The 21,756-nt window shown below is 68.9% G+C and carries 20 protein-coding genes; 6 read left to right on the forward strand and 14 right to left on the reverse strand.

All coding sequences use genetic code 11. The annotated features are described in order from the left end of the window. Positions 1–95: 95 nt before the first annotated feature. Together QSK25_RS30830 and QSK25_RS30835 are read left to right on the forward strand one after the other, a co-directional pair. Positions 96–1,592, forward strand: coding sequence for a CocE/NonD family hydrolase (locus tag QSK25_RS30830; protein ID WP_285643437.1), 1,497 nt, complete (start codon positions 96–98; stop codon positions 1,590–1,592). 10 nt (positions 1,593–1,602) lie between these two features. Further along, positions 1,603–2,655, forward strand: coding sequence for a winged helix DNA-binding domain-containing protein (locus QSK25_RS30835; RefSeq protein ID WP_285643438.1), 1,053 nt, complete (start codon positions 1,603–1,605; stop codon positions 2,653–2,655). Here the strand turns inward: QSK25_RS30835 and QSK25_RS30840 are convergent. The 3 genes from QSK25_RS30840 to dapE form a co-directional block, all read right to left on the reverse strand. Next, positions 2,626–3,159, reverse strand: coding sequence for an LOG family protein (locus QSK25_RS30840; RefSeq protein WP_285643439.1), 534 nt, complete (start codon positions 3,157–3,159; stop codon positions 2,626–2,628). The two genes, QSK25_RS30835 and QSK25_RS30840, sit on opposite strands and share 30 nt — an antisense overlap. Before the next feature lie 163 nt (positions 3,160–3,322). Continuing rightward, on the reverse strand, positions 3,323–4,102 hold the full coding sequence (locus QSK25_RS30845) for an LOG family protein (RefSeq protein WP_285643441.1): 780 nt from the start codon (positions 4,100–4,102) through the stop codon (positions 3,323–3,325). 17 nt (positions 4,103–4,119) lie between these two features. Beyond that, complete coding sequence (dapE, locus tag QSK25_RS30850) at positions 4,120–5,187, reverse strand: succinyl-diaminopimelate desuccinylase (protein WP_285643442.1); 1,068 nt, start codon at positions 5,185–5,187, stop codon at positions 4,120–4,122. Between the two features lie 60 nt (positions 5,188–5,247). Between dapE and QSK25_RS30855 the strand changes: the two genes are divergently transcribed. The 3 genes from QSK25_RS30855 (at position 5,248) to QSK25_RS30865 (ending at position 7,754) form a co-directional block, all read left to right on the forward strand. Then, positions 5,248–5,661 (forward strand): hypothetical protein, encoded by a 414-nt coding sequence (locus tag QSK25_RS30855; RefSeq protein ID WP_285643443.1) that lies wholly within the window; start codon positions 5,248–5,250, stop codon positions 5,659–5,661. Between the two features lie 157 nt (positions 5,662–5,818). Next, positions 5,819–6,772 carry a 2,3,4,5-tetrahydropyridine-2,6-dicarboxylate N-succinyltransferase gene (gene dapD / locus QSK25_RS30860; RefSeq protein WP_285643444.1) on the forward strand — a complete coding sequence of 318 codons (954 nt, stop codon included), beginning with the start codon at positions 5,819–5,821 and terminating at the stop codon, positions 6,770–6,772. A gap of 76 nt (positions 6,773–6,848) precedes the next feature. Further along, complete coding sequence (locus tag QSK25_RS30865; protein WP_285643446.1) at positions 6,849–7,754, forward strand: hypothetical protein; 906 nt, start codon at positions 6,849–6,851, stop codon at positions 7,752–7,754. 132 nt (positions 7,755–7,886) lie between these two features. On the opposite strand, the gene dapC is transcribed toward QSK25_RS30865, so the two are convergent. Then, the gene (gene dapC, locus QSK25_RS30870) at positions 7,887–8,978 is read right to left on the reverse strand and encodes a succinyldiaminopimelate transaminase (protein WP_502881912.1); all 1,092 of its coding nucleotides are present in this window, start codon (positions 8,976–8,978) and stop codon (positions 7,887–7,889) included. A gap of 2 nt (positions 8,979–8,980) precedes the next feature. Beyond that, complete coding sequence (gene fdxA / locus QSK25_RS30875; protein WP_218159521.1) at positions 8,981–9,310, reverse strand: ferredoxin; 330 nt, start codon at positions 9,308–9,310, stop codon at positions 8,981–8,983. A 163-nt stretch (positions 9,311–9,473) separates the two neighbouring features. Between fdxA and QSK25_RS30880 the strand changes: the two genes are divergently transcribed. Continuing rightward, the gene (locus QSK25_RS30880) at positions 9,474–10,187 is read left to right on the forward strand and encodes a GNAT family N-acetyltransferase (RefSeq protein ID WP_352236581.1); all 714 of its coding nucleotides are present in this window, start codon (positions 9,474–9,476) and stop codon (positions 10,185–10,187) included. Here QSK25_RS30880 and QSK25_RS30885 read toward each other — a convergent pair. The 9 genes from QSK25_RS30885 to typA form a co-directional block, all read right to left on the reverse strand. After that, a complete protein-coding gene (locus tag QSK25_RS30885) occupies positions 10,163–10,540 on the reverse strand; it encodes a hypothetical protein (RefSeq protein WP_285643450.1) in 378 nt (125 codons plus the stop codon). The two genes, QSK25_RS30880 and QSK25_RS30885, sit on opposite strands and share 25 nt — an antisense overlap. A gap of 43 nt (positions 10,541–10,583) precedes the next feature. Further along, entirely contained in the window at positions 10,584–11,420 is an 837-nt protein-coding gene (mshB, locus tag QSK25_RS30890) for an N-acetyl-1-D-myo-inositol-2-amino-2-deoxy-alpha-D-glucopyranoside deacetylase (RefSeq protein WP_285643451.1), read from the reverse strand. Positions 11,421–11,497: 77 nt separating this feature from the next. After that, positions 11,498–12,490 carry an ABC transporter ATP-binding protein gene (locus tag QSK25_RS30895; protein ID WP_285643452.1) on the reverse strand — a complete coding sequence of 331 codons (993 nt, stop codon included), beginning with the start codon at positions 12,488–12,490 and terminating at the stop codon, positions 11,498–11,500. Further along, a complete protein-coding gene (locus QSK25_RS30900; protein WP_285643453.1) occupies positions 12,487–13,647 on the reverse strand; it encodes an ABC transporter ATP-binding protein in 1,161 nt (386 codons plus the stop codon). The genes QSK25_RS30895 and QSK25_RS30900 overlap by 4 nt, the downstream gene beginning before the upstream one ends. Then, positions 13,647–14,543: an ABC transporter permease gene (locus QSK25_RS30905; RefSeq protein ID WP_502881913.1), complete on the reverse strand. Its 897-nt coding sequence runs from the start codon at positions 14,541–14,543 to the stop codon at positions 13,647–13,649. The genes QSK25_RS30900 and QSK25_RS30905 overlap by 1 nt, the downstream gene beginning before the upstream one ends. Positions 14,544–14,571: 28 nt before the next feature. Continuing rightward, positions 14,572–15,570: an ABC transporter permease gene (locus QSK25_RS30910; protein ID WP_285643454.1), complete on the reverse strand. Its 999-nt coding sequence runs from the start codon at positions 15,568–15,570 to the stop codon at positions 14,572–14,574. Positions 15,571–15,664: 94 nt separating this feature from the next. Continuing rightward, complete coding sequence (locus QSK25_RS30915) at positions 15,665–17,446, reverse strand: ABC transporter family substrate-binding protein (protein WP_285643455.1); 1,782 nt, start codon at positions 17,444–17,446, stop codon at positions 15,665–15,667. Positions 17,447–17,747: 301 nt separating this feature from the next. Next, the gene (locus tag QSK25_RS30920; protein ID WP_285643456.1) at positions 17,748–19,412 is read right to left on the reverse strand and encodes an ABC transporter family substrate-binding protein; all 1,665 of its coding nucleotides are present in this window, start codon (positions 19,410–19,412) and stop codon (positions 17,748–17,750) included. Positions 19,413–19,822: 410 nt separating this feature from the next. Next, positions 19,823–21,718 (reverse strand): translational GTPase TypA, encoded by a 1,896-nt coding sequence (typA, locus tag QSK25_RS30925; protein WP_285643457.1) that lies wholly within the window; start codon positions 21,716–21,718, stop codon positions 19,823–19,825. Positions 21,719–21,756: the final 38 nt, after the last annotated feature.

The raw sequence follows: 21,756 nt of genomic DNA on the forward strand, positions 1-21,756 counted from the left end.
CTGGCTCACACGGTCTTGCTACCCACGAGTAGCCGCCTGGTTTACTCCGCAGTAACAACCCTGTGTGATCTACGTCATGGTCAAGGAGGACCAGCGTGCGACGATCACTTGTTTTGGTCCTGGTACTCCTCACAACCCTGCTCGGTGCTCCGGTCGCCGCAACGGCCGCTCCCGGACACCAGATCACCTACCGCTCGATCCCCGGCGTCGGCGGCACCGTCCTGAAGGCGCTCGTCGTCGAACCGACCGGTCAGGGCGGTGGCCCGTTCCCGCTGCTCGTCATGCCGTCCAGCTGGGCGGTCCCCAACATCGAGTACGTCGGCGCGGCCGCGAAGCTCGCCAAGCAGTCCGGCTACGTCGTCGTGAGCTACACCAGCCGCGGCTTCTGGGACTCGGGCGGCACGATCGACGTCGCGGGTCCCGAGACGGTCGGCGACGTCAGCAAAGTCATCGACTGGGCCATCGCCAACGCGCACGCCGACGGCACCAAGGTCGGCGCGGCCGGCATCTCGTACGGCGCGGGCCAGTCCCTGCTGGCCGCGGCGACCGACAGGCGCATCAAGGCCGCGGCCGCGCTGAGCACGTGGACGGACCTGGCCCGGTCCCTCTACCCGAACAACACCGTGAACAAGCAGGCCGTCGAGGTCCTGCTGGCGGCCGGCAAGGCCACCGGACGTCCCGGTCCCGTCCTGCGGGAAGCCGAGGACGCGTACCGCGACGGCCGGTTCTGGGAGGTCGTCCCGATCTCCGCCGAACGCTCGGCGGCCGACCGGATCGCGCAGATCAACGCCAACGGCACCGCCGTGATGCTCGGCAACGCCTGGAACGACGGCATCTTCGCGCCGGGCCAGATCGCCGACTTCTACGGCGGGCTGACCGGACCGAAGCGGCTCATGCTCTCGCCGGGCGACCACGCCACCGCCGAACTCTTCGGCGCGGCAGGCCTCCCGAACGAGATCTGGGAGTCCGTCGGCCGCTGGTTCGACCGGTACGTCAAGGGCGTCGCGAACGGCATCGACGCCGAACAGCCCGTCCAGCTCAAGCCCAACAACGGCGGCGCCTGGAGGACGTTCGGCGCCTGGCCAGACTCGAACCGGGAGACCCTCCAGCTCGACGCCAGGCGCATCACCGCGGGCTGGGGCACGGTCGCCGACAGCGGCACGATCCTGCTCTCCGGTGCCCTGCAAGGGTTCCTGAACATCCCGACGGGCGTCTCCCTGCCGTTCGTCGACCGGAACGTGGCCGGTGTCTGGAACGGCCCGCACTACTCCCGCACCACCACCCTGGCGGGCACGCCCCGCCTCACCCTGACGGTCACCCCGAGCGCCGAGACCACGACCCTCTTCGCGTACCTGTACGAGGTGGGCCCGCTGGGCCTCGGTGCCCTGATCACGCACAAGCCGATCAAGGTCACCGGCGCGGGCCGCACCCAGACCCTCGCCGTCGACCTGGAGCCGACGGTGTGGAACGTCGACGCGGGCAACCGCCTCGCACTGGTGATCGACACGGTCGACCCGCGTTATCTGACGGAATCAACTCGCGGCTCAACCGTCACCTTCGGACCGTCGAGCCTCACGGTTCCGAAGGCGTAAGAATGTCCGGGTGGACCTCACCCGGCAACAGGTGCTCCTCCACCGGATCCATCAGCACGAACTGGACCGGCGGACCAGCGACGCGGACGAGCTGGCGGTGTTCTCCCTGGGCGTCCAGGACAACACCGCCGGCTCGGCCCTGCTGAGCCTCGCCGCCAGGCTGAAAGCACCTGCTACAGACGACTTCACCGTCACCTGGTCCGTCCGCGGCGCCCCGCACCTGCACCGGGCGGGCGAGCTGAAAGCGTTCTCCCGAGCCCTCTGGCCGTGGAGCGACGCCGACGCGAGGGCCAGAGCCGCCCGCCCGAAGACCGACGACATGCTCGCCGCGCTGCGCCACATCGCCACCGCGATGCGCTCGATCGTCACCAAGCCGATGACCAAGGGCGACGTCAGCAAGGCCCTGACCCCGCTGGCACCACAACAGACCGTCGAACCCTGCCGGAGCTGCGGCACCGAGCACGTGAGCGACCCGATCTTCCGCCTGGGCGCCCTCCCGGCAGGCCTGCGCATCATCCCGGAGGAGAAGACCGTCACGTTCGAACGGATCCACGGCTGGCCGGGCGTCCCCCGCAAGACCGCGGGCTTCGACGAACTGGTCCACCGCTACCTGACGCTGCACGGCCCGGCCGGACCGTCCGAAGTGGCCGGTTACTTCGGCACCACGGTCCGCGAGCTGAAGAAGCGCTGGCCCAAGGAGGGCCTGGTCGAGGTGAAGGTCGACGGCGTCACGGCCTGGCTCCCGGAAGACGTCGAGATCGCCGACGCCGAACCGCCGGACGTCCGCCTGCTCCCGCCCACCGACCCGTACCTGCAGGCCCGCGACCGGGACCTGCTCCTCCCGGACAAGGCCGCGCAGAAGGACGTCTTCCGCATCCTGGGTCGCCGGGGCGCCATCCTGGTCGACGGCGAGATCGCGGGCTCCTGGCAGGGCAAGGTCGTCTCGGGCAAGCGCTACGAGGTCACCGCGACCCCGTACCGCCCGCTCCCCGACCTCCTGCCGGAAGTCGAACTCCTGGCCCAGGCCAAGGGCCTAGACGACGCAAGCGTCAAGAGCAACTGACACGTCGTCCGTGACGACCAGTGAATTCAACGCCGCGTGCGACACGAAACCCTTGTCCCGCAACTCGGTCAACCACTCCACCAGCCCCTTGTAGTGGTTGTCGACGTCCAGCAGCACCACGGGCTTGCGGTGCATGCCCAGCACCCCGGCCGTCCACACCTCGAAGAACTCCTCGGCGGTACCGATGCCGCCGGGCAGGGTGAGGAACGCGTCCGCCTTGTCGTCCATCATCTTCTTGCGCTCGCGCATCGTGTCGACGACGTGCAGCTCGGTCGACTCGCGGTCCGCGATCTCCCGCGTGGCCAGCCCCTTCGGGATCACGCCGTAGGTGTGCGCGCCACCGGCGCGGGCCTCCCGGGCCACGGCACCCATCATCGACGTCTGCCCGCCACCCCACACGAGGTGCCACCCGCGGGCGGCGATCTGACGCCCCACCTCGGCAGCCAGCTCGACATAACTCCGGGGAACGGTCGCGAGGCTTCCGCAATAAACAGCTACGTACATCAGTCTGAAGTCCACTCCTGACGAGGAAGGCCGCACACTATCGCCCGCGCCACCGCCGAAGCCACGCGAATCACGGGCCGGGACCGGGCGCGCCCCGTCACGGCCGCGCGCAGCACGAGGCCGTGACGGGGCGCGGGGCCGGCGTCAGTGCGCGGGGCCGGCGTCAGTGCGCGTCGCCCCAAGCCTTGTGCGCGTCCTTGACCACCCGAACCGCGTCGTCGATGTCGTCGGTCAGGTGCAGCAGGGCGAGGTCCTTCTCCCCGACCTTCCCACCCTCCAGCACCGAGTTCTGGATCCAGTCGTACAGCCCCTGCCAGTACGAGGTCCCGAACAGCACCACCGGGAACTTCGTCACCTTCTTGGTCTGCACCAACGTCAACGCCTCGAACAGCTCGTCGAGCGTCCCGAACCCACCCGGCAGGCAGATGAACGCCTGCGAGTACTTGATGAACATCGTCTTCCGCACGAAGAAGTACCGGAAGTTCACCCCGAGATCGACCCAGGGGTTCAGCCCCTGCTCGAAAGGCAGCTCGATCCCCAACCCGATCGAGAACCCGCCGGCCTCCGAGCACCCGCGGTTGACGGCCTCCATGGCCCCAGGGCCACCACCGGTGATCGCGGCGAACCCGGCCTCGGCCAGAGCCGCTCCGAGGTCGCGCCCGATCTGGTACTCGGGGTGGTCGCGCCCGGTCCGGGCCGATCCGAACACGGTCACCGCGGAGGGCACCTCGGCCAGCGCGCCGAAGCCCTCCACGAACTCGGCCTGGATCCGCAGCACCCGCCACGGGTCGGTGTGCACCCAGTCCGAGGGGCCGCGGGAGTCGAGCAGCCGCTGGTCGGTGGTGGTGAGCTCGTCCTTGCGGTCACGCCGCAGCACGACCGGTCCGCGCTGCTTCTCGGTGGGGCGCTCGTCGACGGCGCCGTTCTTCTTCTCCTCGTTCATCACTGAGATGCTAGTGATCAGCTCAGCAGAAATCGCTTAAGCACGTCGAAACAACCGGTGATCTGCTGGACCGGCACGTGCTCCTCCTGGGTGTGCGCGAGCGTCGGGTCGCCGGGGCCGAAGTTCACGGCCGGCATCCCCAGCGCGGCGAACCGCGCCACGTCGGTCCACCCCAGCTTGGCCACCGGGTCACCACCGGCGGCGGCGACCAGCTCGGCGGCGGCCGGCGACTCCAGGCCGGGCAGCGCACCACCGGCGAAGTCCGTGACCACCACGTCGAAGCCTTCGAACACCTCGCGCAGGTGTGCCTCGGCATCGGCGACAGACCTGTCCGGCGCGAAGCGGTGGTTCACGGTCAGCACGGCCGAGTCCGGCACGACGTTGCCCGCGACACCGCCGACGATCTTCACGGCCTGCAGGCCCTCGTGGTACTGGCAGCCGTCGATCAACGGCTGACGCGGCACGTACGACTCCAGCCGCCGCAACGCCTCGCCCAGACCGTGGATGGCGTTGGAGCCCATCCACGCCCGCGCCGTGTGCGCACGCTTGCCCGAGGTGCTGATCTCGATCCGCATCGTGCCCTGGCACCCGGCCTCGACCACGCCGTTCGACGGCTCGCACACGATCGCGAGGTCGCCCAGCAGCCACTCCGGCAGGTCGCGCTGGATGCGGGTGAGGCCGTTGCGCTCGGCCTCGATCTCCTCGCAGTCGTAGAACACGAACGTGAGGTCGTACGAAGCGTCAGCGCTCAACGCGGCCAGGGCGAGCATGACCGCGTCGCCGCCCTTCATGTCCACGGTGCCGCAGCCGTGCAGGACGTCGCCCTCGCGGCGGCTCGGGAAGTTCTGGTTGATCGGCACGGTGTCGAGGTGCCCGGCGAGGACGACGCGGCGGTCGCGACCCAGCGAGGTCCGCGCCAGCACGGCGTTGCCCGATCGGGTGATCTCCAGGTGGGGCGCGTGCGCGAGCAGCGAGCGTTCGACGAGGTCCGCGATCTCCGCCTCCTCCCCGGACACGCTGCGCACATCCACGAGCGCGGTCGTCAGGTCGATCGGGTCGGCGAGGAGGTCAAGGGTGTCGGACACGCGGTTCACCCTACTCAGCGCGCTTGGGCGCTGGGCCGTTCAGCCGATACGGTGCGCTGCGTGATCAAGCGCACACTCCTGGTCATCTCCCTGCTGCTGACCGCGACCGGCTGCGGTGAGGCCCCCGCCGCGTGCGGCCGGCAGTGCGGCGAGATCCGGACGCTGTTCACCGCGCCCTGCGGTTCGCAGCACAGCTTCACGCCCGCGGACTGCGCCGGGTGGGTCGAGGACGTCAGCTCGATGACCCGCCGGCTCGACACGTCGTTGCAGGGCAAGCACGTCCGGGAGGACGTCAGCGAGGTGCTGCCGCGGCTCATGACCGCGGTCGGCGACTTCGAGGCGCACCGGTGCGGCGAGGTGCGCGTCGACAACGTCTCCAGCACCGACGCCCGCCAGTCCAAGTGCAACGAGGCCCTCATCGCCACCCGCGGCGACCTGGGTTCGCTCTACTTCAGCGCGGACGTCCCCGACTGACCCCGGTACCGCTGCCGGCTCTCCACCCGTGGCCGTGACGGGAGGACACCCTCGTCCCTCAGCTGCGGCAACGGTTCCGGCACAGGGGCTGCGAGGGCACGTCGCACTTCCCCGCCGGACGGTCGCGGGCGGGGCGCTCGGACTAAGCTCGGTAGCCGTGAGCACCGCATACGGCATCGGCCTGGCCACTGTGACCCCGGACGGCACCGTCCTCGACACCTGGTACCCGTCCCCCGCCCTCGGTGACGTCGAACCCGGCACGACGCGCGTGTCGTCGGCCGAGATCGCCGAGGCCCTCGGCGAGGCCGCCGCGAAGCTGCTCGGCGAGGACCTCGAACGCGGCGTCGAGGTCGTCGGCGTGCAGGTCGCGATCGACCTGGACGCGGCCCCGCGCGACACCTACGACGTCTGGCTGCGCCTGCACCTGCTGAGCCACCGCCTGGTCCAGCCGCACGGCGCGAACCTCGACGGCGTCTTCGGCCTGCTGACCAACGTCGTGTGGACCAACCACGGCCCGTGCGCGGTCGACGGCTTCGAACAGACCCGCCTGCGGCTGCGCGTGCGCGGCCCGGTGACGGTCTACGGCGTGGACAAGTTCCCGCGCATGGTCGACTACGTGGTCCCGTCCGGCGTCCGCATCGGCGACGCCGACCGGGTCCGCCTGGGCGCGCACCTCGCGTCCGGCACCACGGTCATGCACGAGGGCTTCGTGAACTTCAACGCCGGCACCCTCGGCACCTCGATGGTCGAGGGCCGCATCTCCGGCGGCGTCGTGGTCGGCGACGGCTCGGACGTCGGCGGCGGCTCGTCGATCATGGGCACCCTGTCCGGCGGCGGCAAGCAGGTCATCAGCATCGGCGAGCGCTGCCTGCTGGGCGCGAACGCGGGCCTCGGCATCTCGCTCGGCGACGACTGCGTCGTCGAAGCGGGCCTCTACATCACCGCGGGCACGAAGGTCACCCTGCCGGACGGAGAGGTCGTCAAGGCCGTGTCCCTGAGCGGACAATCGAACCTGCTGTTCATCAGGGACTCCGTCACCGGCACGGTTCTGGTGAAGGCCCGCAAGGGCACCGGCGTCGAACTGAACTCGGCGCTGCACGCGAACGACTGACAGACGCCCGAAACTCGGTGTCAGGGGCCGGTCTGCCGAGGCAGACTGGCCCCCGGCCGGCCAGAGGGAGGTGCACGTGCTGAAACAGCGACTGGAGTTGAACGCTCGCGCCGCCATCGAACGTGCCCTCCAGGGCGCGCAGTCCGAGGACTCCTTCGTGGAGTTCAAGACCCAGTGGCCGGTGGACCACGGCAAAGCGGCCCGCCAGATCGCCGCCCTCTGCAACGCGGCCCGGGGCTCCGAGGCGATGTGGATAGTCGGCGTCGACGAGAAGGGCCGCTACGTCAAAGGAGCGCCGGCCGAGGAACTCTCCTCCTGGTGGCCCCGAGTGGAAAGCCACTTCGACGGCGTGGCCCCGGGCCTGACCACCGTGGCCTTCGACTGGGCGCGCGGCCGCACCGTCGTCGTCCTGTCCTTGCAGACCGACAACGCCCCGTACGTCTTCGTCACGAAAAAAGAGCCGTACAGCCGCGAGATCCCGTGGCGCTCAGGCGAACGAACCCGCTCGGCCCGCCGGGGCGAGGTCCTGGAACTCCTCGTCCCCAAGCTCGACATGCCGGGCTGGGAGTTCGTGAGCGCCAGAGCCACCCTCAGCCAGCACTCGCCGACGTTGCGCTTCGAGGGCGACCTCTACCTGGAGACCAACCAACCCCTGTCCCTGCCGCACCACCGCTGCCACTCCTACGCGACCTTCGGCCTGGACAGCGAGACGGTGGACCTGGCGTTCAGCTTCCGCACCAACACCCGAGACGTCCGCGCCGTCGAGCGCGTGGTGCGGGTGGCCGAACCTGCCGTGCTTCACGTGAGCGCGGACGCGGACGTGGAGCTCGACGCGTTCGCCGACCTCTGGGACCTGCACTGGCACCTCGTGCTGGGGCTGGGGTTGAGCGGCGAGGAGATCAGCACGAGCGTCCGCCTGACGACGGACGCGGTGCCACCGAACCAGTTCACGCGCCGCGTGTGGTCAGCCCTCAAGCCCTGACGGGCAACGCATCCACCAGAGGCTCGAGGTCAAGCCCCAATCGCAACCCCACATGTTCGTCACTGCCTGCGCGCCCACCCCCGCGAGGTGAGCCGAAGTGCGGGACGCGACCAACCCCGCCGAAACAGAACCTCAGCCCTGCAACCGCTCCACCGCAGCCGCGACCCGCTCATCCGAAGCCGTCAAAGCGATCCGGACGTGCTTCTCACCGGCAGGCCCGTAGAACGTCCCAGGCGCGGCCAGAATCCCACGATCGGCCAACCAGGACACGGTCTCCCAAGCGTCCTCACCCCGAGAGGACCACAGGTACAACCCGGCCTCGGAGTGAGACACGACGAACCCGGCGGCCTCCAGAGCGGGCTTCAACACCGCCCGCCGAGCCAGATACCGCGAACGCTGCTCAGCAACGTGCGAATCGTCCTCCAGCGCGGCCCGCATCGCTTCCTGCACCGGCCGGGGCACGATCATCCCGGCGTGCTTGCGCAGCTCCAGCAACCCGGCGATCAGCTCGGCGTCACCGGTGATGAACCCGGCCCGGTAGCCGGCCAACGACGAGGACTTCGACAACGAGTGCACAGCCAGCACCCCGTCGAACGACGAAACCACCGACGGGTGCAACACCGACACCGGCGAAGAGTCCCAAGGCAACGCGAGGTAGCACTCGTCCGAAGCCACCACGGCACCGACGGCACGAGCGGCCGTGACGGCGTCCCGCAGCTGCGCGGCGGACAGCACCCGGCCGGTCGGGTTGGACGGCGAGTTCAGCCACACCAGCCGAGTACCGGCAGGCGGCGCCTCGCCATCGGCCAGCCGCACCACGGTGGCCCCGGCCATCAACGCCCCGACCTCGTAGGTCGGATACGCCACGGCGGGCACGGCCACGACGTCCCCCGGCCCGACGCCGAGCAGCGTCGGCAACCAGGCCACCAGTTCCTTGGACCCGATCGTCGGCAGCACGGCGTCAGCGGACAGCCCGACGATCCCGTACCGGCGCTCCACCGCGGCGACGAAGGCGGCACGCAGCTCAGGGGTGCCGTGGGTGGTCGGGTAGCCGGGGACGTCCGCGACCGACGACAGCGCGGCCTGGATCACGGCCGGGACCGGGTCCACGGGCGTGCCGACCGACAGGTCGACCACGCCGCCGGGGTGCTTGCGCGCCTTGGCGGCGTGGCCGGACAGCTGGTCCCACGGGAAGTCCGGCAGCGCCGGACCCCTGCGTTGGATGATCAATGCCCCTCAGCCTGCTGCGGCTCGAGCGCCTTCACGAACGGCGGGTCGTTGCTGACCTTGCCGACCTTCGAGGCTCCACCGGGCGAGCCGAGCTCGTCGAAGAAGTCGACGTTCGCCTTGGTGTAGTCCTTCCACTCGTCGGGGACGTCGTCCTCGTAGTAGATGGCTTCCACCGGGCACACGGGTTCGCACGCGCCACAGTCCACACACTCGTCGGGGTGGATGTAGAGCATCCGGTCGCCTTCGTAGATGCAGTCGACGGGGCACTCTTCGATGCACGCCTTGTCGAGCAGATCTACGCACGGCTGGGCGATCACATAAGTCACTGCGCTCTCCAACTTCATCTGGTCCACACCGCGCAAGCCGGAGAGTACGCGGCGCATACGAGTATCACCCGGTCAGGCTTGCCTTAGCTGTGCGGTGCGCCACGCCACAACTCCCGCTCGGAAATCCTCTCGACAACCTAGTCAGGATGGACGGGTGCACACCGTGGATCACCTCGAAACGCTCTGCGCGCGAGCATGGCCCGCGCTGGCAGAAGTTCCGCTCGGAAACTGGTTGATGCGGGCCGCCGCGGGGTTCACGGGCCGCGCGAACAGCACCCTGACCTGCGGCGATCCCGGCGTGCCCGTTCCGGACGCCCTCGATGCCGTGCAGAGGTTCGCCCGCGAGCACGGGATCAAACCGACGGCGCATGTGGTGAACGGCTCACCGGCGGAGGCGGCGGTCGAAGCCGCTGGCTGGCGGGTCGATCTGGATCATCCGGGAGGGGCCGAGTCGCTCGTGATGACCGGTCCGCTGGAGAAGTTCGCGCAGGGCGTAGCCGAGAGCCGTGATCTTCCCGGATGGTGGGAACTGACGGCAGGATCCGAGATCAGCGCCGCCCAACGGCACGTGCTCGGTTCGGGCGGCGACGTCTGCTTCGCGAGCCTCACCGACGAGCACACCGTCACCGCGGCCGTGCGGGGCGCGGTCGTCGAGGACGTCCTGCACGTCGCCCGCCTCGCCGTGCGGCCGTCACACCGCCGTCAGGGCCTCGCGCGGGGCCTCATGGGCGAACTGGCCGGCTGGGGTCTCGAGCAGGGCGCCACGACGTGCGTGCTGCAGGTCGCCGAGCACAACGAACCGGCGATCCGACTGTACGAGGACCTCGGCTGCACCGAGCACCACCGCTACCGCTACTGGATCCCGGCGGTCTCGTAGAGCCCCGGCCGGTTGGCGGCGTTGCGGGCCATCACCGCGCCCACCGCGACCGCACCGGGGAACGCGCCGGCGGCGAAGAGCAGCAGTCCCCGCCAGTCCTGCAGCAGCAGGGCCTTGCCGGAGACCGCCCCCGGCTCCAGGTACCCGAAGACGAACAGCGTGAAGAACCAGACCAGCAGCGGCAGCGCGGCGGTCAGCACCCGCGTCGACAGGGCGGCCGCCCACGACACCATCAGCGGTGTCATGACGGCGGCCACCACGATCGTGATCGGGAACGGCAGGTCGGCCACCCTCGGCAGCAGCGTGCCGTCGAAGCGGAGGGGCAGGTAGATCACTTCGAGCACAGCGAGCATTGCCGCCTCGACGCACAAGAGCAGCAACAAGAACACTCGCCGGCTAGCGGTCACCCAGTCCTCCGAACAGATCCGTCGCCGCCCCCTCGGGCGAGCCCTTCGCCAGCACGTAGAACTCGCCGCCGACGAGCGGCTGAGCGATGTTGTTCGACAGCGCGTACCCGTCGTCCCACACACTGACCTGCGTCGAGTGTGCCCTCAACGCACGCCGTTTGGCCGTCAGGTGCTCCGAAACGTCGACAACCGTTGTGATCTCTTCATCCGGCGTCACCGGGAGCTCGCCCGGCTCGGGCAGCCGGAACGCCTCGGGGAAGTTCTCCAGCGCGGCCACACCGGCCTCGGTCGCGTCGCGGGACGTCACCGCGTAGAAGACCCGCTCGACCTCGGAGACCTGGGCGCACGCGGCGACCGTGATCTCGTGCGCGCGGATGTGGTCCGGGTGTCCGTAGCCGCCGAACGCGTCGTAGCTCACGACGACCTGGGGCTTGACCTCGCGCAGGATCTCGACCAGCTGGGCGGTCTGGTCGTCGAGCGATCCCTGGATGAACGCGCGCGCCTTGGCGTTGGACGGCACGTCGACCATGCCGGAGTCGCGCCAGCGGCCGATCCCGCCGAGGAACCGGTGGTCGGTCACGCCGAGGGCCGCGCACGCGGACCTCAGCTCACCGACCCGGTACCCGCCGAGCTGATCGGCCTCGTCAGCGGCCAGGTGGGCGAGCGCGGGCGGGATGATCTCGCCCTCCTCGCCCAGCGTGCAGGTGACGACGGTGACGTGCGCGCCCGCCGAGGCGTAACGCGCGATGGTGCCGCCGGTCCACAGACTTTCGTCGTCGGGGTGGGCGTGCACGAAGAGCAACCGCGGTGGGGCAGTCAGGGTCACCGGAAAAGAGTAAAGGCCGCCTTCATCGGTTGATAAAGGCGGCCTTTGCTAACGGTCCGAAGACAGCGGTCTGACCGCTACACCACCGAACGTTCCTCGGCGAAGTGGCACGCGGACAACGTGCCGTCCGGCCCACCACGCCTTTCCAGCCGGGGTTCTTCGGTGGCGCAGATGTCCTGCGCCTTCCAGCACCGCGTGCGGAAGCGGCAGCCCGACGGCGGGTTGACGGGCGACGGCACGTCACCGGTCAGCACGATCCGCTGGCGCTTGCGCTCCGCCTTGGGGTCGGGCATCGGCACGGCCGACAGCAGCGCCTGCGTGTAGGGGTGCATCGGCTTGTTGTAGATGGCCTCGCGCTCACCCATCTCGATGATCTTGCCGAGGTACATGACCGCGACCCGGTCCGAGATGTGCCGCACCACCGAGAGGTCGTGCGCGACGAACAGGTACGCGAGCCCGAGCCGTTCCTGCAGCTCCTCCAACAGGTTCACGACACCGGCCTGCACCGAGACGTCCAAAGCGGACACCGGCTCGTCCAGCACCAGGAACCGCGGGTTCAACGCCAGGGCGCGGGCGATGCCGATGCGCTGGCGCTGGCCGCCGGAGAACTCGTGCGCGTACCGGCTGCGGTGCTCGGGGTTGAGGCCCACGAGCTCCATCAGCTCGTTGACCCGCCGCTGCACGCCGCCTTCGACACCGTGGATCACCAGGGGTTCCGCGATGATGTCGTTGACCTGCCACTTGGGGTTCAGCGACGCGTACGGGTCCTGGAAGACGATCTGGATGTCCTTGCGCAACGGCCGCAACTGCTTGGTGCTCATGGACGTGAGCTCGCGGCCCTCGAACTTCACCGAGCCCGAGGTCGGCTTGTGCAGCTGCAGGATCGCGCGCCCGGTCGTGGACTTGCCGCAGCCGGACTCGCCGACGAGACCGAGCGTCTCACCGGGGTGCAGGGTGAACGACACCCCGGACACGGCCTGCACCGTGCCGACGTTGCGCGGGATGATCCCCTTGCCGCGCACCGGGAACTCCTTGACGAGGTCGGTGACCTCCAGCAGCGGAGCGGTCACTTCGCCTCCTCTTCAGAAACCAGCGAGCCGTGCACGGCCGTCACTTCGAGCGACTCGTCGGGGTTGGCCTCGGCGAACGCCGCCGGGTTCTCGATCGTGCCGATCTCGTCGTGCAGGAACAGCCGTTGTGGCGTCTCGATCGTCGCCAGGTGCTCCCAGCGGTGGCAGCGCGTCGTGTGGTTCGCCGCGCCGGCCTCCTCGAGCTCCGGCTCCCACTCGTGGCACACGTCGGTGACGAGCGGGCAGCGCGGCGAGAACGAGCAGCCGGACGGCAGGTTCACCAGCGACGGGGGCGCGCCCTTGATCGGGGTGAGCCGCTTGCCCAGCGTGGACGGGTTGGGCACGGAGCCCAGGAGTCCCACGGTGTAAGGCATCCGCGGCCGTTCGAAGACGTCGTCGACCGGGCCGGACTCGACCACGGTGCCGCCGTACATCACCTGCACGCGGTTGACCATGCCCGCGACCACGCCGAGGTCGTGCGTGATCATGACGATCGCCGCGTCGGTCTCGGACTGCAGGCGCAGCATCGTGTCGAGGATCTGCGCCTGCACCGTCACGTCGAGCGCGGTGGTCGGCTCGTCCGCGATGATCACGCTGGGGTCGTTGATGATCGCCATCGCGATGACCACGCGCTGCCGCATGCCGCCGGAGAACTCGTGCGGGTACTGGGCCGCGCGCTTGTCCGGCTGCGGGATGCCGACGAGTTCGAGCGCCTCGACCGCCTTGGCCCACGCCGCCTTCTTCGAGACGTCGTGGTGCGCGCGGTAGGTCTCGGCGAGCTGCCACCCCACCGTGTAGACGGGGTTCAGCGACGTCATCGGGTCCTGGAAGATCATCGAGATGTGCTTGCTGCGGAACGGCTGCATCTGCTTGTAGGTGCGGCCGTTCAGCTCCTCACCGCGGTAGCGGATCGAGCCTTCGATGACGGCGTTCTTGGGCAGCAGGCCCATGATCGCCATGGAGGACACCGACTTGCCGGAGCCCGACTCGCCGACGATGCCCAGCACGTCGCCGGGGTTGAGGTCGAACGAGACGTTGCGCACGGCGCGGACGTCGCCGTCGTCGGTCGGGAAGGTGACGCTGAGGTCCTTGACCGAGAGCAACGGCGCGGTGGTGCCGGAGGGCAGGAAGTCCTCCGTCAGTTCGGAAACACTCATCAGGCACGCACCTTCGTCTGCCTCGGGTCGAACGCGTCGCGCAGGCCGTCACCGATGAAGTTGACGGCCAGGGAGAGCGACACGAGCACGATGAACGGACCCCAGAAGAGCCACGGCCGGTTCATGAACTGCCCGTAGTTCTCCAGCACGATCACGCCGAGCGAGGTGTCCGGGGGCTGGACGCCCAGTCCCAGGAACGACAGCGCGGCCTCGGTGAGCACCGCGGCGGCGATCGCGAGCGTGGCGTTGACGGTGATGCTGCCGATCATGTTCGGCACGAGGTGCTTGAAGATGATCCGCGGCGTCGAGGCGCCGCACGCGCGCGCGGCCTCGACGAACTCCCGCTGTGCCAAGGAAAGCGTTTCACCCCGGGTGATGCGGGCGATCGACATCCAGGCGAACGCGGCGAGCACCAGCGCGACGACGTACCAGCTGCCCGAGAACCCCTTGACGACGATCGCGGCGACCGCGATCTGGGGGATGATCAGCAGCAGGTCGACCAGACGCATCAGCGCCGTGTCCACGAAGCCGCGCAGGTAACCGGCGAGCGCGCCGAACGTCACGCCGATCGCGGTCGCCAGCGCGGCCACGATCAACGCGATCTGCAGCGAGTAGCCGGTGCCGCGCATGAGCAGCGCGAGCATGTCCTTGCCGACCTGGGTGGTGCCGAGCGGGTGCGTGCCGCTCATCGGCTGGTAGGACTTGCTGCTCACGTCCTCGTAGTCGAACGTCCAGATGAACGGTCCGAGGAACGCGAACAGCACGAGGAAGACGAAGACGCCGAGGCTCACCATGGCGAGCCGGTGGCGCAGGAAGCGCCGCATGACCAACTGGCCCTGCGTGCGGGTCTTGGTGGCGTCGAACTCGTGGGAGTCGGACTGGGGAGCGCTGTTCACCACGCCGCCCTCGGACGCCAAGTTGATGTTAGCCAAGGCGAATCCTAGGGTCGAGGATGCCGTACACGACGTCGGCGATCAGGTTGAACAGCACGATCAGGGTGGCCGTGACCGCGAGCCAGCCCATCAGCATCGGCGGGTCGAACTGCCGCACCGAGTTGACCAGCAGCGTGCCCATGCCGGCCCAGCCGAACACGGTCTCGGTGATGATCGCGCCGGACAGCACGGCACCGAAGTTCAGCGAGAACAGCGTCGACACGGGGATGAGCGCGTTGCGGAACGCGTGCTTGAAGATCACACGGCTCTGCGAGATGCCCTTCGCCCGCGCGGTGCGCACGAAGTCCGAGTGCAGGATCTCCAGCATCGAGGCGCGTTCGAACCGGCTGTAGGCGGCGAAGCTGATCAGCATCAGCGCGACCGTCGGCAGCAGGAACGTGCCGGTGTACTTGAAGATCACTTCGCCGAAGCTGCCGGTGAACCCTCCGGGCCGGGGGCCCGCGGTGGTGAGCCAGCGGTCCAGCCCCATCGACTCCAGGACGTTGTTGAACTGGATGCCGTAGTTCTTCACGATGACCGCGACGCAGAAGATCGGCATCGAGAACATGAGGAACGCGGTGCTGGTGGCGAGGTAGTCGAAGATCGAGTACTGGCGCACGGCGGCGAGCACGCCGACCGAGACGCCCAGTGTGAGAGCGAGGAGTTCGGCGCCGATGACGAGGCGGCCGGTGGTCCACAGCGCGTCGGTGACGGCCGGGAAGACGGCGGTCTTGGCCTGACCGAGGGCGATGCTCTGGCCCCAGTCACCGGACAGGAAGTCGGTGAGCCAGTTCCAGTAGCGGATGAAGACGGGCTTGTCCAAACCGAGCGAGACTTCCGCCGCCTTGATGTCGGCTTCGGTGACGCCGGGCCGGAATCGCATCTCCGCCAAGGGGTTTCCGGCGGTGGCGACGAGGACGTAACAGGCGAAGCTGCCGATCAGCAGGATGGGTATGGAGATCAGCAGGCGCCGGATGATGTAGCGGATCACGGGCGGGCTCCTAGGGGGCAACCCGGCTCGGGCGGGGCCGGACTCGTGGTCCGGCCCCGCCCGGTCAGGCGTTGCGCACTTCAGCTATGGCGATTTACTTGGTCTGCCACTCGTTGGCGTTCCACAGCGCGCCGTAGTAGCTCTGGAAGTACACGCGGTCGAGCTCCTTGAACGCCCACATGTTCGGCATCTGGAAGAGCGGAAGCGAACCGTAGGCGTTCGCGATCTCCTCGTCGGCCTTCGCGAAGAACTTGAGCGACTCGGAGATCGACGTCTGCGAGACGGCCTCCTTCATGGCGGCGTCAGCAGCCGGGACGCTCAGGTTCTGCCAGTTCTGGCCACCGCCGGTCTCGTAGATCGACTTCTTGTCGCTCTTCAGCGGGCCACCGGACCACGCGAACAGCGCGACGTCGTAGTCACCCTGCGAGACGCGCTCGTCGAGGAAGTTCGGGTCGGTGTCGTCCTTGACCTCGATGCCGGCTTCCTTGCACTGGCCCTGGATCAGCTCGACGGTCTGCTTGCGCCGCGGGATGTCGGTGTGGCTGATCCGGAAGGAGGCGCGCACGCCGTCCTTCGCGAACACGCCGTCCGCACCCTGCGCCCAGCCGGCGTCGGTGAGGATCTTCTTCGCCTCGGCCGGGTCACCCTTGGCCTTGTCGGCGTAGACGTCCTTGTAGCCCTCGTCCTTCGGGAAGAAGATCAGGCTGCCGAGCGGCTTCGCGTCGGCCTGGACCTCGGTGATCAGCTTGTCGATGATGTCCTGGCGCTTGACGCACATGAAGAACGCCTTGCGGATCTCTTCCTTGGCCAGCACCGGGTTCTTGAACTGGATGTCCAGGTGCTCGAACGACAGGCCGGGGCCCGCGCCGAACGTGATGCCCTGGGCGCTCAGGCCCTTCAGCTTCGTCGCGGCGTTCGCGTCGGGCTGGGCCATGGAGTTGACGGCGACCTCACCGTTCTCCAGCGCCTGCGCCTGCGCGACGGGGTCCGGCACCGCCTTCAGGATGATCTTGGCGGGGCCACCGGGCTTGCCGGCCCACTTCGGGTTGCGCTCGAGCGTGACCGACTGGTTCGGCTCGAAGGCGGTCAGCATGTACGGGCCCGCGCCCGGCATGAGGTCCTTCGTGAAGCCGTTCCACTTCTCGTTCCAGAAGTCAGCAGCCTTCTGGATGTCGGCGGGAGCGGAGTCCTTGTTCAGCTTGGTGATGTCGGCGATGCCGGCGTTCTTCTCCAGGATGTGCGCGGGGAGAACGTCGTTGTTGAACATGCCGATGTAGTCCGGGTACGGCGCCGAGAACGAGCCGACGAACGTCTGGTCGTCCTTGCACTCACCGGTCATCAGGTCGTACCCGGTGGTGCCGGCCGGCTTGAAGTACTTGCCTGCGTCGGCCTTCTTGGCGGAGTTGCTCTGGGTGAACCAGGCCATGTAGAAGTCGTCGCAGTCCCAGGCCTCGCCGTCGGACCAGGTGACGCCCTTCTTCAGCTTCCACGTGACGACCTGCGGAGACTTCGAGGTGACCTCGACGCTCTCCATGGTGTCCTTGTTGAGGCTGTACTTGTTGTTGCCGTTCAGGATGTGCGCACCCGGCTGTGCGAGAACCAGCGCGAACGTGTTGTAGGACTGGTTGGCGTCCTCGGTCGCGTTGTTGTACGACGTGAACGCCTTGTCCGTAGAGACGACGATCTGGTCGCTCTGCTTGGTGTCCGGCGCGGTGTACCCGTCCCCGGACTCACCGCGTGCGACAGCCATCTCCGCGATGGTGGCGTCGCCACCGTTGGCGTCGCTGCTGCCACCTCCGCCGCCACCGCAGGCACCCAGCACGAGTGACGCGCTGGCCACCAGCGCGATCGCCGGCAGTGCTTTGGTTCTCCTCATCGACACGTGCCCTCCTAGCACTGGGCGGCCGTGGCCTGGTCGGCTTGCACGCCCATAACCGTGATGTGCCATACGCGCCCCGAACCGGCACATCGTGGGCAGCACGGTAAGAACCCGCTGAGGTGGTGGTCACTACCTGGGAGGGCGATCGTGACCCAATGGAAACAGGTTGTAGCGCGGCGCAATGGCCCGATTACCGGGCGAAAGCGTTCGTTGACCGGGCGCCAGAAATTCTGTCAACGAGAACGGCCGAACGTAGCAACGGCCGAACAACCCGCGCAAACGATTTACGGCCCCCCGACTACTTGTCGAGGCGCCGCCATTCGGGTGCATCGCTGAGCACGCCCGCGAGGGGTGCCCCGGTTCCGACTCCCGAAACCATCGTGGGGAGAACTCCGAGCAGATCGACCACCTGGAACAGCGGCACCGACACCGCCTGGGCCGCGATCAACGGCTCGACCCGCGCGAGGACGTCGGACAGCAACGCCTTGCCGTTCAGCGCGGCGTCGATGTCGCTCTGCAGGGCCGGGTCGCAGAAGCCGGCGGGGTTGCCGGGGCTCGGCGTCGCACCGTCCGGCGCGTCCCCGGCGCACCCGAACTCGCTCGCGAGCGCCGCCGCCGAGTCACCGGCGTCGACGCGCGGCACGACAGCGATGTCGAGGTTGCTCTCGACCAGTTCCTTGCTGAAGAGGTCCTCGGCGGTCGGGGTGACGACCTCGGAGTCGATCCCCCGGTCCTTCAGCTGCACCTTGATGCGGTTCGCGAGGCTCACGTACGGCTCGGACTTCTCCGGCGCCGCGATCCGGAGCTTGAGCGGCTTGCCGTCCTTCTGCCACCCGCCGGCGGACTTCACGAACCCGGACTCGGTCAGCAGCTGATCGCTCAGCGCCGCGTCGAGCGTGTTCGCGGTGATGGACTTCGCGTACCCGGCGCGGCTCGGCGGCACGACGTAGGAGTCGGCGCGGAACGAGGCACTGGGCCCGCTCTGCGTGCCGGACGCGATCAACGCCTCCCGGTCGAGCGCGGCGAGCACCGCCTTCCGCACCTTGACGTCCTTGAGCTGGGTGCTGGCGGGCCTGAGCAGGACCTGCACGACCTCGTTGCGCGGCACGGGTTGCGTGGTGACCTGCTCGATGGTCTTCAGCAGGTTCACGTCGGCCGCGTCGGCCCGCAGCAGCGCCGCCTGGTTGTCGCCTTTGGACAGTGACTCGGCCATCTGACTGTGCGTGGCACGGCGGATCACGACCCGGTCGAGCGTCGTCGGCACCTCCCAGTACCGGTCGCTGCGCTCGAGCACGACCTCGCCTCGTGGTTCGTCGAGGCTGCGCACCTGGAACGGGCCCGCCGTGGCCGGGAAGCCGGTCGCGAGCACGTTCGACCACGTGCCGGGCGCGTCCTTGAGCAGGTGCGCGGGCAGCAGGTTCGAGAAGAGGCTCCGCCAGCCCGGGAACGGCTTCCCGAAGGCGACCTCGACGACCTTGCCGCCCTCCCTCGCGCTGATGTTGTTGATGAGCCTGTAACCCGCCGGATCCACGACACCCGGCTCGGTGCGCATACGCTGCCAGAGGTAGTAGAAGTCCTCGGCGGCGATCGGCGCGCTGTCCGACCAGCTGGCGTCCTTGCGGATCGTGTAGGTGACCGTGAACGGCTCGGCCTTGGTGACCTTGGCGCTCACCATCAGGTTGCGGTCCAGCTGGGGCGCGCCGTCGTTGCCCGGCCTGAACGGGGACGGCAGCAGGAGCGAGCTCAGCGCGGTGGTGATGGGGCTCTGGGCCGCGAGGGAGTGCGGGTTGTAACCGCCTGCCACGTCGTCCACGCCCACGACTATCTCGGTGACCTTCGGGCCCGTCGTCGTGATGACCGGGGCCTCGGTCTTCGGCACCAGAGGTGGAGGGGGCGCGTTCGTGCACGCCGCGGCTGTGGTGCACAGCACCGCGGCGGCCAGCACTCCCCCGAGTCGCCTCATGGTCCTCACATTGCCAGAAGGGTGGTGGCGGTGTTCGGGCAACCCAGGTTTTGTCACCCTTGCCACTCGTGGGACGCGTGCGGGTGGCGCGGGGTTGCTCCTCCCCGCCACCTCCCCCAAAGGCCAGAAGCGACGGCCACACAGTCCCGCACCGAAATCCAGTACCCGACCCGATCTTCGCCGTGTGACCGCACGGCGTGGCGTGGCGGGACACGCCGGGGGGCGGTGCGACGCAGTCGGCGCATTTCGGGCTTGGACAGTGGCTCGTGGCTGCCCGGGTTCAGCCGCCCAGCGCTCGTCTGGAGCCCTGTGGCGCGGTGCTCTGCCACTCACCTCGTAGCCCCCAGGAACGCCGAAGGGCGGCAGAACCCTGGTGGGGTCCTGCCGCCCTTCGGTCAGCGGTGGTGCGGTCAGACGCGGTTCTTGAGGCGCGAGCGCTCGCGGCCTCGCAGGTTCGCGTCCAGGATCACCTTGCGGACGCGGACGACCTCCGGGGCCACCTCCACGCACTCGTCGAAGGCGCAGAACTCCAGCGCCTCCTCCAGCGAGAGCTTGCGGGGGCGGGCCAGGGTCTCCATCACGTCCGCCGTGGAGGAACGCATGTTGGTGAGCTTCTTCTCGCGGGTGACGTTGACGTCGAGGTCCTCGGCGCGCGGGTTCTCGCCCACGACCATGCCCTCGTAGGCGTCGGCGCCGGGCTCCACGAAGAAGGTGCCGCGGTCGGCCAGCTGGATCATCGCGTAGGCGGTGATGGAGCCGCTGCGGTCGGCGACCAGGGAGCCGTTGTGGCGGGTGCGGATCTCGCCCGCCCACGGGCCGTAGCCCTCGGAGACGGCGTTGGCGATGCCGGTGCCGCGGGTCTCGGTGAGGAACTCGGTGCGGAAGCCGATGAGGCCTCGCGACGGGACCACGTAGTCGAGCTTGATGCGGCCGGTGCCGTGGCCCGACATGTTCTCCATGCGGCCCTTGCGGTTCGCCAGCAGCTGCGTGACGGCGCCGAGGTGCTCCTCGGGGCAGTCGACGGAGAGGCGCTCGAACGGCTCGTGCACCTTGCCGTCGACGGTCCTCGTCACCACCTGGGGCTTGCCCACGGTGAGCTCGAAGCCCTCGCGGCGCATCTGCTCGACCAGGATGGCCAGGGCGAGCTCGCCGCGGCCCTGCACCTCCCAGGTGTCCGGGCGCTCGGTCGGGAGGACGCGCACGGACACGTTGCCGATGAGCTCCGAGTCGAGGCGGGTCTTGAGCATGCGGGCGGTGAGCTTGGTGCCACCGTTGCGACCCGCCAGCGGCGAGGTGTTCACACCGACGGTCATCGAGATCGCGGGCTCGTCGACCGTGATGCGGGGCAGCGCGACCGGGGCCTCGGCGTCGGCGAGGGTGTCGCCGATCGTGATGTCCGGGATGCCGGCGATGGCGACCAGGTCACCCGCGCGGGCCAGCTCGGCCGGCTGGCGGTCGAGGGCCTCGGTGATGAGGAGTTCGGTGATGCGGACCTTGACGGGCTCGCCGTCCTCGCGGCACCAGGCGACGGTCTCGCCCTTGCGCAGCGTGCCCTGGTGGATGCGGCACAGCGCGATGCGGCCGAGGAACGTCGAGGCGTCGAGGTTCGTGACGAGCGCCTGGAGCGGGCCGTCGATGTCGACCTGAGGAGCCGGGATGTGCTCGAGCAGCACCTGGAACAGGGTGTCGAGGTTCTCCTCGTCCGGCAGGCCGCCGTCCTCGGGCTGGGTGAGCGACGCACGACCGGCGCGCGCGGAGGCGTAGACGACCGGCAGGTCCAGGACGGACTCGTCGGCGCCCACCTCGGTCGCGAGGTCGAGCAGCAGGTCGTGGGCCTCCTCGACGACCTCGGAGATCCGGGCGTCGGGGCGGTCGACCTTGTTGACCAGCAGGATCACCGGCAGGCCGGCGGCCAGGGTCTTGCGCAGCACGAAGCGCGTCTGGGGCAGCGGGCCCTCGGACGCGTCGACGAGCAGGACGACGCCGTCGACCATGGACAGCGCACGCTCGACCTCGCCGCCGAAGTCGGCGTGGCCGGGGGTGTCGACGACGTTGATGATCACGTCGCCGTCCGGCGTGTGCCTGCGCACAGCCGTGTTCTTGGCGAGGATCGTGATGCCCTTCTCACGCTCGAGCTCGCCCGAGTCCATGACCCGGTCGACGAGCTCGGCACGCGCGGAGAAGGCGCCGGACTGGCGCAACATCGCGTCGACCAGGGTGGTCTTGCCGTGGTCGACGTGCGCGACGATCGCGACATTTCGCAGGTCAGTGCGCGTCTGGAGGGCAGACGCGGTGGCCGTGGGCACGCAGAACTCCTAGAGCTTCGAAGGCGTTGGAGGGGCTC

This window comes from Lentzea sp. NBRC 102530 (genome assembly GCF_030269365.1).
In the GTDB taxonomy this organism is placed as follows: domain Bacteria; phylum Actinomycetota; class Actinomycetes; order Mycobacteriales; family Pseudonocardiaceae; genus Lentzea.